Source organism: Noviherbaspirillum sp. (assembly GCF_036846085.1).
Lineage (GTDB): Bacteria > Pseudomonadota > Gammaproteobacteria > Burkholderiales > Burkholderiaceae_D > Noviherbaspirillum.
The window spans coordinates 1-11343 of sequence record NZ_DAIUCO010000177.1 but is presented as its reverse complement, the minus strand read 5'-3'; the positions used below and the strand labels follow the sequence as shown (position 1 = coordinate 11343).

11 protein-coding genes and 1 tRNA gene are annotated in these 11343 nt (G+C 56.3%); 8 read left to right on the top strand and 4 right to left on the bottom strand.

Going from position 1 to position 11343, the window contains the following annotated elements:
- Positions 1-198 precede the first annotated feature (198 nt).
- From V7080_RS18200 to V7080_RS18190, 3 genes are read left to right on the top strand one after another with little or no spacing between them, the layout of a single operon-like run.
- Positions 199-1350, top strand: coding sequence for an ATP phosphoribosyltransferase regulatory subunit (locus V7080_RS18200; RefSeq protein ID WP_334189811.1), 1152 nt, complete (start codon positions 199-201; stop codon positions 1348-1350).
- 4 nt (positions 1351-1354) lie between these two features.
- Positions 1355-2653, top strand: a complete 1299-nt coding sequence (locus V7080_RS18195) for an adenylosuccinate synthase (protein ID WP_334189810.1) — start codon at positions 1355-1357, stop codon at positions 2651-2653.
- Positions 2654-2658: 5 nt separating this feature from the next.
- Positions 2659-3204 (top strand): phosphoribosyltransferase, encoded by a 546-nt coding sequence (locus tag V7080_RS18190; RefSeq protein ID WP_334189809.1) that lies wholly within the window; start codon positions 2659-2661, stop codon positions 3202-3204.
- Between the two features lie 278 nt (positions 3205-3482).
- Here the strand turns inward: V7080_RS18190 and V7080_RS18185 are convergent.
- Positions 3483-3569: transfer RNA gene (locus V7080_RS18185), tRNA-Leu, on the bottom strand.
- Positions 3570-3719: 150 nt separating this feature from the next.
- Between V7080_RS18185 and rnr the strand changes: the two genes are divergently transcribed.
- The 4 genes from rnr (at position 3720) to V7080_RS18165 (ending at position 8510) form a co-directional block, all read left to right on the top strand.
- Positions 3720-6155: a ribonuclease R gene (gene rnr, locus V7080_RS18180; RefSeq protein WP_334189808.1), complete on the top strand. Its 2436-nt coding sequence runs from the start codon at positions 3720-3722 to the stop codon at positions 6153-6155.
- Positions 6155-6895 carry a 23S rRNA (guanosine(2251)-2'-O)-methyltransferase RlmB gene (gene rlmB / locus V7080_RS18175; RefSeq protein ID WP_334189807.1) on the top strand — a complete coding sequence of 247 codons (741 nt, stop codon included), beginning with the start codon at positions 6155-6157 and terminating at the stop codon, positions 6893-6895. The genes rnr and rlmB overlap by 1 nt, the downstream gene beginning before the upstream one ends.
- Positions 6896-7046: 151 nt before the next feature.
- Positions 7047-7796, top strand: coding sequence for a serine O-acetyltransferase (gene cysE / locus V7080_RS18170; protein ID WP_334189806.1), 750 nt, complete (start codon positions 7047-7049; stop codon positions 7794-7796).
- A gap of 9 nt (positions 7797-7805) precedes the next feature.
- A complete protein-coding gene (locus V7080_RS18165) occupies positions 7806-8510 on the top strand; it encodes a YceH family protein (protein ID WP_334189805.1) in 705 nt (234 codons plus the stop codon).
- Between the two features lie 11 nt (positions 8511-8521).
- Here V7080_RS18165 and V7080_RS18160 read toward each other — a convergent pair whose 3' ends face one another.
- The 3 genes from V7080_RS18160 to V7080_RS18150 are packed head-to-tail and all read right to left on the bottom strand — an operon-like array spanning position 8522 to position 10451.
- Complete coding sequence (locus V7080_RS18160; RefSeq protein ID WP_334189804.1) at positions 8522-9325, bottom strand: UDP-2,3-diacylglucosamine diphosphatase; 804 nt, start codon at positions 9323-9325, stop codon at positions 8522-8524.
- Positions 9326-9356: 31 nt separating this feature from the next.
- Positions 9357-9845, bottom strand: a complete 489-nt coding sequence (locus V7080_RS18155; protein ID WP_334189803.1) for a peptidylprolyl isomerase — start codon at positions 9843-9845, stop codon at positions 9357-9359.
- A gap of 27 nt (positions 9846-9872) precedes the next feature.
- Positions 9873-10451: a peptidylprolyl isomerase gene (locus V7080_RS18150; protein ID WP_334189802.1), complete on the bottom strand. Its 579-nt coding sequence runs from the start codon at positions 10449-10451 to the stop codon at positions 9873-9875.
- A 346-nt stretch (positions 10452-10797) separates the two neighbouring features.
- Between V7080_RS18150 and V7080_RS18145 the strand changes: the two genes are divergently transcribed.
- On the top strand, positions 10798-11343 hold a 546-nt coding region (locus tag V7080_RS18145; RefSeq protein WP_334189801.1), incomplete at its 3' end, for a class I tRNA ligase family protein.

Here is an 11343-nt window from a genome sequence, read left to right as displayed (position 1 = left end):
AGCTACGCCTGCGCCTGCAAAGAAGTGACATCGGCATCAGCGACAACGAAGGATGGTGCAGCCTGCATCCAAAAGCCGCACCATCCTTTCGTCATCTCCCATGGCATAGGCCATATTGCATGCTCACTGATGCGCCAGGCGGCCGCATAACGTTGCGATTTTCTTAGACCGATATTTCCTCAAGCATTTCTTTTTTCCATGCCGAACTGGCTTCTCCCTGAAAACATCGCGGATGTATTGCCGTCCGAAGCGCGCAAGATCGAGGATCTGCGTCGCGCGATGCTGGATAATTTTCGGCTCTTCGGCTATGAGCTGGTGATGCCTCCAATGCTCGAATATCTCGAGTCACTGTTAACCGGCGCCGGCCAGGACATGGATTTGCGCATGTTCAAGCTGGTCGACCAGGTTTCCGGCCGGACCATGGGTGTCCGTGCGGATATGACGACGCAGGTGGCGCGTATCGATGCTCACTTGTTGAATCGCACTTCGGTGACGCGCTTGTGCTACGCCGGCAGCGTGTTGCATACACGCCCGTCAGGGTTGCACGCCACCCGCGAGCCGTTACAGATCGGTGCTGAAATCTACGGGCATGCCGGTCTGGAAGCCGACGCGGAAATCCAGGAGCTGGCACTGGCTTCCCTTGCATTGGCTGGATTTGAAAAAGTGCGGCTTGATCTATGCCATGTCGGCGTACTGCGCGCGATCGTTGCAAACGATATGCAGGCTCGTAAACAGGAATCGGCCTTGTTCGATCTGCTGGCATCAAAGGACGTTCCTGGCTTGCAAATCATCAGTCACGATTTTGCATCCGAAACCCGTGCCGCATTGCTCGCGCTTCCCGGCCTATATGGTGACGCTGAAACGGTCTCGCGCGCGCGCAAGGCGTTGCCATCGCTTCCAGGAATTACAAAGGCATTGGATGAGCTCGATGCATTGATCAGGCTGGCCGGAGCGGCAAGCGTGACGGTCGATCTGGCCGATCTGCGCGGATATCACTACCATAGTGGTGCAATGTTTGCCGCTTACGTTCCAGGGCTGCCCAATGCCGTGGCTCGCGGCGGAAGGTATGACGAAGTCGGTGAAGCGTTTGGTCGGGCACGCCCGGCCACGGGATTTTCGATGGATCTGCGGGAACTGGCGCGTCTGGTGCCTGTAGCCGGACGTCGACGGGCGGTTCGGGCGCCATGGGGTCAGCAAGCTGGCCTGAGGGCTAAAATTGCGGAGTTGCGCAAGGCAGGGGAAATCGTCATCCAAAGCTTGCCGGGCCACGAAAACGATCAGGACGAGTTCGACTGCGACCGAGCGCTCGAAGTTGAAAACGGAATTTGGATTTTAAAAAACTTAGGTTAATAGCATGGCAAAGAATGTGGTGGTCATCGGTACCCAGTGGGGCGATGAAGGCAAGGGAAAAATCGTCGATTGGCTTACGGATCATGCGCAAGGTGTCGTGCGCTTTCAGGGCGGCCATAATGCCGGCCATACGCTGGTCATCGGCGGTCAAAAGACCGCATTGCAACTTATTCCTTCCGGCATCATGCGACCCGGTGTCGCCTGCTATATCGGCAACGGCGTCGTACTTTCCGTACCTGATTTGCTTAGGGAAATTGATAAGCTTCAATCAGTCGGTGTGGAAGTTGCCTCGCGGCTCAAAGTGTCCGAGGCCTGTCCGGTCATTCTGCCGTATCACACAGCCCTCGACGCCGCCCGCGAGACTGCACGCGGCGCTGCAAAGATCGGCACGACGGGAAAGGGTATCGGCCCTGCTTATGAAGACAAGGTGGCACGGCGTGCGATTCGTGTTGCCGACCTGCTGATCGAAAAGCGTTTCACCGAGAAACTGCGCGAAAATCTCGACTATCACAACTTCGTGTTGACCCAGTACCTGGGGGCACAAGCTGTCGATTTTCAGAAAACCCTGGATGATGCGCTATCGACAGTGCCACGCATTGCGCCAATGGTCGCTGATGTGTCGAGCGCACTGTATGCGGAATACAAAGCTGGCGGCAGCTTGCTCTTCGAGGGTGCGCAAGGCAGCCTGCTCGACGTTGACCACGGCACATATCCGTTCGTGACGTCAAGCAACTGCGTGGCAGGCAATGCCGCCGCAGGCTCGGGTGTCGGTCCCAACATGCTGCATTACATTCTCGGAATCACCAAAGCTTATACAACGCGTGTCGGCTCAGGGCCATTTCCTTCCGAATTGCCTACCGATGCAGGAATTGGCAAGCATCTCGCAAGTGTCGGGCATGAGTTCGGTACGGTGACCGGAAGGGCGCGTCGCTGCGGATGGTTCGATGCGGCGTTGCTTCGCCGCTCGGTGCAGATCAATGGCGTGTCGGGTATGTGTCTGACCAAGCTCGATGTGCTGGACGGGCTGGACTCGCTAAAGCTTTGCACCGGTTATACATTGGACGGAAAGAGAACTGACATTTTCCCGGTCGGTGCGGAGGATGCGGCACGCTGTCAGCCTATCTATGAAGAAATGCCTGGCTGGAAAGAATCCAGTGTTGGTGCCAAATCAATGGATGCGTTACCAGCCAATGCGCGTGCTTATATCGCCCGCATTGAACAACTTGTCGGTGTGCCGATCGACATGGTCTCCACCGGACCTGACAGGGAAGAAACCATCGTGTTGCGCCATCCTTTCCAGTAAGGATCATGAAGAATACGCCATTGCCGGTGTCTGATGACAAGCATCTGTGGGTCGGATGGGATGACTACCATCGAGCCATCGAGGGATTGGTTCGGGTAGTCTTTGAGTCCGGCTGGAAATTCGACCAGGTTCTCTGTCTTGCGCGCGGCGGGTTGCGGCCTGGAGATGTATTTTCAAGAATATTTGATTTGCCGCTGGCAATTCTCTCCACCAGCTCCTACCGCGCCGAAGCCGGCACGGTCCAAGGGGCACTCAATATTGCCAAGCATGTCACCGTAACGAAAGGCACGTTGGAGGGTAAGGTGTTGCTGGTGGACGATCTTGCTGATTCCGGCGTTACCTTGTCCAAGGTGCAGCGCCATCTACAAGCCAACTTTCCGATGGTGACGGAGGTCCGCTCCGCCGTGATCTGGTGCAAGGCCTGCTCGACTTTCAAGCCCGATTATTTTCTGGAGTATCTGCCAACCAATCCCTGGATTCATCAGCCGTTCGAGGAATATGACAGCATGCGGCCCGAGCAGGTCGTGGCCCGGCTCAAAGACGGTGATTGACTAGCGAACTTCAATGCGGAGTTTGCGCTCCAATCACGGTTTTATGCAGTCATTGGTGGCAAGTAGAGGCCGATGTCGGTTCACAGGATCGGGGCTACAGGACGCACTCGATTCAGTTGTGAATGGCAGGTTGATCGGTTTCGGTGGAAATGGTCCTGATCATTGATGTCGGCTTGTGCAGCGGACAGTGCGGATTCCGTTCCAGGTTGAATGTCTTGATAAGTAAAGACGCTTCGGAAATGAAAAAGGCCCGCATAAGCGGACCTTTTTATAAAGCTTGGTGCCCAGAAGAGGACTCGAACCTCCACAGTGTTGCCACCGCTAGGACCTGAACCTAGTGCGTCTACCAATTCCGCCATCTGGGCGATGCGAAAGACAAGAATTATAGCTGAACAATTTAGGATGTCAATCTAATCGGAAAGTGAAAACGACCGAAAGTTTGAAGCTTGTTAGGTAAATGGAACGCTCGTCCGTTACACTACCTCGTACCAATAAAAATTAACTGAAGTACTCTTTTGAGCCAATATTCATACACAATCCCCAGCCGGGAGGAAATTCTCGGCATCCTACGCACCGCGGCTGAACCACAGGACGTGAATTCTCTTGCCGCGGCACTCGATGTGAAATCCGATGAGATGGATGGTCTGACGCGCCGCTTGAATGCGATGGAGCGCGACGGACAAATCAAGCCGAATCGGAACGGTCATTATCATCTCGCGCATCAGCCCAACTTCCTCGAAGGTCGCATCAGCGGCCATCGGGAAGGCTACGGATTCCTGATTCCCGATGACGGCGGCGACGACATTTTTCTTCCCGAGAAAGAAATGCAAAAAGTGCTGAACGGCGATCGCGTGCAAGTGCGCATCATCGGCACTGACCGCCGCGGCCGGCCTGAAGGTACGATCGTCGAAGTCGTGTCACGGGCCAATACCCATGTGATCGGCCGCCTGTTGAACGAAAACGGCGTCTGGATCGTCGCACCTGAAGACAAGCGCATTGGACAGGATATTCTGCTGGCCGGATCACCGGGAAAGGCGAAGACCGGGCAAGTCGTGAGCGTCGAACTGACGGAGCAGCCGTCGCGTTTCACGCAGCCCATCGGGAAAATCGTCGAAGTGCTCGGCGATATCGATGATCCCGGCATGGAGATCGAAATCGCGGTGCGCAAATATGGCGTGCCGCATGAATTTTCCGAAGCCGCAAAGAAGCTTGCGGCCAAGCTTCCTGCGGAAGTGCGTGATGCAGACATGCTCGATCGCGTCGATTTGCGTGATATTCCGATGGTCACGATTGACGGCGAAGATGCACGGGATTTCGACGACGCGGTGTATTGCGAGCCGGTAAAGATCGGCCGCACCAATGCCTACCGATTGATTGTGGCGATCGCTGATGTCAGTCATTACGTCAAGCCGAATGACGCACTGGATGTGGATGCGCTGGAACGAAGCACGTCGGTGTATTTTCCCCGCAGGGTCATTCCGATGCTGCCGGAAAAACTGTCGAACGGATTGTGTTCGCTCAATCCGAATGTGGACCGCCTTACCTTGGTATGCGATGCGGTGATCACGGCCAAGGGCGAGATCAAGGCGTATCAGTTCTATCCGGCGGTGATTCATTCCGCCGCTCGGCTCACGTATACCGAAGTGGCGGCGATTCTTGCCAACACCAAGGGCACCGAAGCGGCCAAACGCCAGACCATCGTGCCGCATATCCTGCATTTGTATGAAGTGTTCCAGGCCCTGTTGCAAGCCCGGCACGCACGCGGTGCAATCGATTTTGAGACGACCGAAACATATATCGTCTGCAATGCCGCCGGCAAGATCGAACAAATTCTCCCGCGCACACGCAACGACGCCCACCGGGTGATCGAGGAGTGCATGCTGGCCGCGAACGTCTGTGCCGCGGACCTGCTGAAGCGTTTCAAGCACCAAGGCGTATTTCGCATCCATGCCGCACCCAGCAAGGAGAAATTGAACCAGCTCCGGACGTTCCTGAAGCAGGTCGGGCTCAACCTAGGTGGCGGAGATACGCCCGCAGCGTCGGACTACGCCGAGCTTTTGCCGAAAATCAAAGCACGCCCCGACGCAGCCCTCCTGCAAACCATGTTGCTGCGATCGATGCAGCAGGCAGTTTACAGTCCGGAAAACATCGGGCATTTCGGTCTGGCTTACGAAGCATATGCGCATTTCACCAGCCCGATTCGCCGTTATCCCGACTTGCTGACACACCGGGCCATCAAGGCCATCCTGCAAGGCAAGCGGTACGAGCCGAAAGGTATCGATACCGGGGTGCTTAACACGACATTGTCGCCGGCGGCGCGTAAGCTGCAAGCGCAGGACAAGGCGGCCGGCAAGAAGAGGAACGAAGGCGACCTCGCTATCTGGGAGGCGCTGGGAATTCATTGCTCCGCCAATGAGCGGCGTGCGGATGAAGCGTCGCGTGACGTCGAAGCATGGCTCAAGTGTTATTTCATCCGTGACAAGCTCGGTGAAGAGTTCAGCGGCACCATCTCCGGCGTGACGCCATTCGGGATCTTCGTTCAGCTGGATGCGCTGTATATCGAGGGACTGGTTCATGTGACTGAACTGGGCGCCGACTATTTTCAGTATGACGAAGCGCGGCACGAGTTGCGCGGGGAGCGGACGGGCATTCGCTATCAGCTGACTGACCGGGTCATGGTCCAGGTAAGCCGTGTCGATCTGGACGCCCGCAAGATTGATCTGCGGCTTGTTACCGAGCCGGGCATCAGAACTGTTTTGAAAAACGAAGCGCGACGGGCCGAGAGTGAGCAAACGCGTGAGAAGGGCACCAAGGCAAAAGCCCCGCGCAAAGCGACCAGCAATGCCGGCACCGGTACACGTGGCAGCCGCTCGAAATCCACCGCGGGTAGTACGGACAAAGGCCGTCCTGCCAAAGCTCGTCCAAAATCCGGAAAGAAAAAGCGCTCCTAATGAAAAGTAAAATGATTTTCGGCTTTCATGCCGTGACGGCGCGCTTGCGCCATGACGCCTCTTCCGTGGAAGAAATTTATATCGATGCGTCCCGGCATGATCGCCGCATGCAGGAAATGCTTCGTGCGGCGGAAGCGGCGAAAGTGCGAATCATCCAGGCGGACGACCAGCGTCTGAACGGTATGGTCGGGACCCGGCGGCATCAGGGCGTGGTGGCGAAAGCAGGCGAATTGTCACTGGCGCGCAATCTTGATGAATTGCTGGACATGATCGAAGGGCCGCCGCTTCTGCTCATCCTTGATGGCGTCACTGATCCCCATAATCTGGGCGCCGCATTGCGCGTGGCGGATGGCGCCGGCGCGCATGCGGTGATTGCGCCGAAAGACCGTGCGGTCGGCCTCAACGCGACCGCCGCAAAAGTGGCAAGCGGTGCTGCCGATAATGTGCCTTACATCACGGTAACGAATCTGGCGAGAACACTCCGGGAACTGAAGGAACGTGACATCTGGTTGATCGGCACGACCGACGATGCGGAAAAATCTTTGTACGAAGCCGATTTTTCCGGTCCTGCCGCCTTGGTCATGGGCTCCGAAGGCGAGGGCATGCGTCGGCTGACCAGGGAAAACTGTGATTTGCTGGTCAGCATTCCGATGTTCGGATCGGTCGAAAGCCTGAACGTATCCGTCGCGTCAGGCGTATGCTTGTACGAAGCGCGTCGGCAACGGCTCGCAAAGAGTTAAACCTTCCAGTTCCAAGCGCGGTGCAGGCAATTTCCGAGGCGATCGGTATTGCCGCCATTGCCTTGCGTCACCGGCATCATGTCTTCTTGCCTTCAGCAAAGCTCGGCGCAACAGGTTAACATACCTCTCCAGACCATCCATCCCGTTCACTATGTTCAGCCGCCTTCGCGAAGACATCGCCAGCATTATCGATCGTGACCCCGCCGCACGCACGGCATGGGAAGTGCTGACTTGTTATCCGGGTCTGCACGCGATCGTCATGCATCGCTGGGCACGCTGGTGCTGGCAGCGCGATCTGAAATGGCTGGGCCGCTTCATTTCGCATGTCGCCCGGGGTTTGACCGGTATTGAAATCCACCCGGGCGCGACGATCGGCCGCCGGGTATTCATCGACCACGGTTTCGGCGTGGTGATCGGCGAGACGGCCGAGGTCGGCGATGACTGCACGATCTACCAGGGCGTTACTCTGGGGGGCACGTCGCTGAACAAAGGAGCGAAACGTCACCCGACCCTTGGTCGAGGGGCGATCATCGGTGCAGGCGCGAAAGTGCTCGGTGGTTTTACCGTCGGCGAAGGCGCCAAAGTCGGATCGAACGCAGTGGTGGTCAAGGAAGTTCCTCCGGGTGCGACCGCCGTGGGCAATCCTGCGCACATCGTTCAAAAGGATCAGGCGCGTCAGCGGGAGGATGCGACCGCGCGCATGTTTGCAGCGTATGGCGTGACGCCGAATGGCGATGACCCGCTGTCATCCGCTTTGCATGGCTTGATCAGTCACGTGGCGGCGCAGGAAAATCAGATTCAAAAAATGATTGTTGCAATGAAAGCGGCCGGTATGTCTTGCGACGTGCTGCCGGAATTGGAGAAATTCGATCCGGCGCAACTCAACAAGATGGTCGAATAGGACAGGATGATGACAAGTGAGCATGGCAGCCCTGAAGCGCATACCGCGCCAGGGTCAGATAGCAATTTCCTCGATCCTTTTGAAATCCGCGTACTGGGAGTCCTTGCGGAAAAGGAAGCACTGACGCCCGATAACTACCCGCTTTCCCTGAATGCGCTGCAGAACGGGTGCAATCAACTCTCCAGCAGGGATCCGGTCATGTCGATCTCGGAAGAGGTTGTGCAGGAGGTTCTGCAGCGCCTCATCGAGAAAAAACTGGTTTCGGAGGTACGGCAGGCCAGTGCCCGGGTGGTGAAATATGAACACCGAATGCGCATGAAGTGGTCGCTCGAACAGGACAAATTGGCAGTCCTCGTGATGCTGATGTTGCGGGGCGTGCAAACCGCGGGGGAGATCCGGGCGCGTAGCGGCAGGGTCCATGAGTTTTCCAGTGTTGCGCAGGTGGAAGGCGGACTGCAATTCCTGATCGACAAATATCCCCCGTTGGTGGCAAAGCTGGCGCGTGCGCCCGGCACCAAGGAATTTCGGTATGCGCACCTTCTTTCCGGCGAAGACGCCGTGCAACGGTACGAAACCGCGGCAAGTTTTTCCTCTGAGGTAGAAACGCCGCGGCGCGATCGGGTAGCGCACCTGGAGGAGGAGGTTCTTCGGTTAAGGCAGGAAGTCGAGCGGCTGACGCAGCAGTTCGACGATTTCAAGAAACAGTTCGAATAAGCCCGCCGGCGTTAATCTTCGATGGTTGTTCCATCAATGCGGTGCCGGGTAATCGTGCCATTGCCGCTTACCGCGATCCAGCCGCCACGCGGACTATCGGCATCGCAGTCCCAATCGGGAAGCACGTAGCGCAGCCGGCGATCGAGGTCATTGTCCGGATCGATGTACTCATGCCGGCCGGGTCGATGCGTATGGCCGTGAATGATGACTGAACTGCCTGTGCTGTTGAAAAGTTCGTCAATCGCAGCCGGGTTCACATCCATGATTTCGTACGACTTGCTTCGTTGCGCCTCCTGGCTGCCCGTGCGCATGCCGGCGATGATGGCTTTGCGTTGTGCAAGAGGCTTGGAGAGAAATTGGCGTTGCCAGTCGGGTTGTCGCACTTGGGCACGAAACGCCATGTAACCGGTATCGTCGGTGCATTGGGCGTCGCCATGTGCCAGCGTTATGCGCTTGCCGCCAATCGTCATTGCACTCGGATCCGGTAACAGCTTCAGTCCCGCTGCTTCCGCAAATGCAGCGCCGATCAGAAAGTCCCGGTTTCCTGCTATCCAATAAACGTGAACGCCCGTATCACTGAGTTCTCGAATGCGGTACGCAACGCTTGCGTTGTAGGGGGCGATGAGGTCATCGTCCCCGGCCCAATATTCGAACAGGTCTCCGAGTAGGAAAAGCTGTTCGGCATGGATTGCATGCACCTGCAGAAAGGCAAAAAACGCCTCGGTAGTTCGCGGCAGGGCAGGCTGCAGGTGAATATCCGAGACGAGCAGCGCAGCCGGACCCGACTGCGCTTTGTCCGTGGGGGCAGAACCCATGCGGGTCACCGGTTCCTTGCGAATGAGGCGGTCAAACGATCTCGGCTTTCTCGATAACGACATTTTCCACCGGTACGTCCGCATGCATGCCGGCCCGCGTCGTCTTCACCGATTTGATCTTGTCGACCACGTCCATGCCTTCCACGACTTTGGCGAAAACGCAGTAGCCCCACCCATCCTGGCCGGGATAATCAAGGAAGCTATTGTTTTTCACGTTGATGAAAAACTGCGAGGATGCGGAATGTGGGTCCGAGGTGCGTGCCATGGCGAGCGTGTAGGGCTCGTTCTTCAGGCCATTCTTCGCTTCGTTTTCAATGGGCGCACTGGTCGGCTTCTGCTTCATTCCGGGCTCAAAGCCGCCGCCCTGAATCATGAAGCCATCGATCACGCGATGAAAGATCGTGCCGTTGTAATGGCCTGAGCGTACGTAGTTGAGGAAATTTTCAACTGTCTTCGGCGCTTTTTCCGCATCGAGTTCGACCTTGAACTGGCCGTGGTTGGTGGTGAAGATGACAGCCATGGTAATCCTTATGTTGGTTATGAATGCTTACTTGCTTATCGATGCCGATTCGATCACGACCGGCTTGGCAGGTACGTTTTGATACATGCCGCTCGAAGTGGTTTCGACGCCCTTGATCTTGTCGACCACTTCCTTGCCTTTCACTACTTTTCCAAATACCGCGTATCCCCAGCCATCCTGTCCTGGATGGTTCAGGAAACTGTTGTCGTTGACATTGATAAAGAACTGCGCTGATGCGGAGTGGGGTGCCGATGTCCGCGCCATGGCGAGCGTATACGGCTCGTTCTTCAAGCCATTCTTGGCTTCATTTTCAATCGGCGGATTAGTCGGCTTTTGTTTCATGTCCTTGTCGAAGCCGCCGCCCTGGACCATGAAATTTCCAATTACGCGATGAAAAATGGTGCCGTTGTAGTGGCCACTTTTGACGTAGTCGAGAAAATTGGCAACCGATTTCGGCGCCTTTTCCGGGTACAGCTCCAATGTGATATCGCCCATGCTGGTTTTCAGAAGTACTTGCGGGGCATCCGCTGCATGAACAATTCCCACGGCGGCGGTCAAAGACACCGCGGCGAGCAGGCGGGCAAATGTACGGCGAGAATGTTGCATCATGTTTTCCTTGCGCTCTTTACAGAGGGTTTTCGATTGTGTATCTTCCGTGTCCCACGGCAACTTTTGCGCCTTGGTCCGGCAAAAGATCTTATAAAAAAGGAATGCCGCCCGGTGGTTCTTTGGCAGGCCGGAACATCGTTCCGTACTTGTGTTAGGACGGATTTTTATCAATGTTATACTGCAACGCGGTCGCGTATTTTATCAAAATAAACACGGCAAACAATTATGCCAAGTCCGCTCCCATCCTGCGGTTTCATCAACAGTGCGGCGACGTTGACAGTGCGGTAGGATGCGCAAAGCCAGTGCGGTGACTGCAGTAAGCCGGAACAGATAATTTGCCCCCATGAGTGTCATCAAAATCTACAACACGCTTGCGCGTGAGAAGCAGCCTTTTGTTCCAATGCAGGCTGGCAAGGCACGCATGTATGTATGCGGCATGACTGTGTACGACTACTGCCATTTGGGCCATGCACGCGTGATGGTGGTCTTCGACATGGTGCAGCGTTGGCTGCGGGCGTCCGGACTGGATGTTACCTATGTTCGGAACATCACCGACATCGACGATAAAATCATCAAGCGCGCTGTCGAGAACGGCGAAAGCATTTCCCAACTCACCGGTCGTTTCATTGCAGCCATGGACGAAGACGCTGCCGCACTGGGTGTGCAAAAGCCCGACCATGAGCCACGCGCAACGCAATACGTGCCGCAGATGCTTTCATTGATCGGCAAACTGGAACAGCGTGGTCTCGCATATCGTGCTGCCGATGGGGATGTCAACTATTCGGTGCGCGACTTTCCGGGATACGGCAAGCTGTCGGGCAAGTCGCTGGATGATCTGCGAGCCGGCGAGCGTGTCGACCTGAATACTGGCAAACGCGATCCCCTCGAC

Coding starts and splice junctions, on each gene's coding strand:
- V7080_RS18165 (WP_334189805.1), top strand. CDS start 7,806: ATGACAAGTGAGCATGGCAGCCCTGAAGCGCATACCGCGCCAGGGTCA.
- cysE (WP_334189806.1), top strand. CDS start 7,047: ATGTTCAGCCGCCTTCGCGAAGACATCGCCAGCATTATCGATCGTGAC.
- V7080_RS18150 (WP_334189802.1), bottom strand. CDS start 10,451: ATGCAACATTCTCGCCGTACATTTGCCCGCCTGCTCGCCGCGGTGTCT.
- V7080_RS18160 (WP_334189804.1), bottom strand. CDS start 9,325: ATGGGTTCTGCCCCCACGGACAAAGCGCAGTCGGGTCCGGCTGCGCTG.
- rlmB (WP_334189807.1), top strand. CDS start 6,155: ATGAAAAGTAAAATGATTTTCGGCTTTCATGCCGTGACGGCGCGCTTG.
- V7080_RS18195 (WP_334189810.1), top strand. CDS start 1,355: ATGGCAAAGAATGTGGTGGTCATCGGTACCCAGTGGGGCGATGAAGGC.
- V7080_RS18155 (WP_334189803.1), bottom strand. CDS start 9,845: ATGGCTGTCATCTTCACCACCAACCACGGCCAGTTCAAGGTCGAACTC.
- V7080_RS18200 (WP_334189811.1), top strand. CDS start 199: ATGCCGAACTGGCTTCTCCCTGAAAACATCGCGGATGTATTGCCGTCC.
- V7080_RS18190 (WP_334189809.1), top strand. CDS start 2,659: ATGAAGAATACGCCATTGCCGGTGTCTGATGACAAGCATCTGTGGGTC.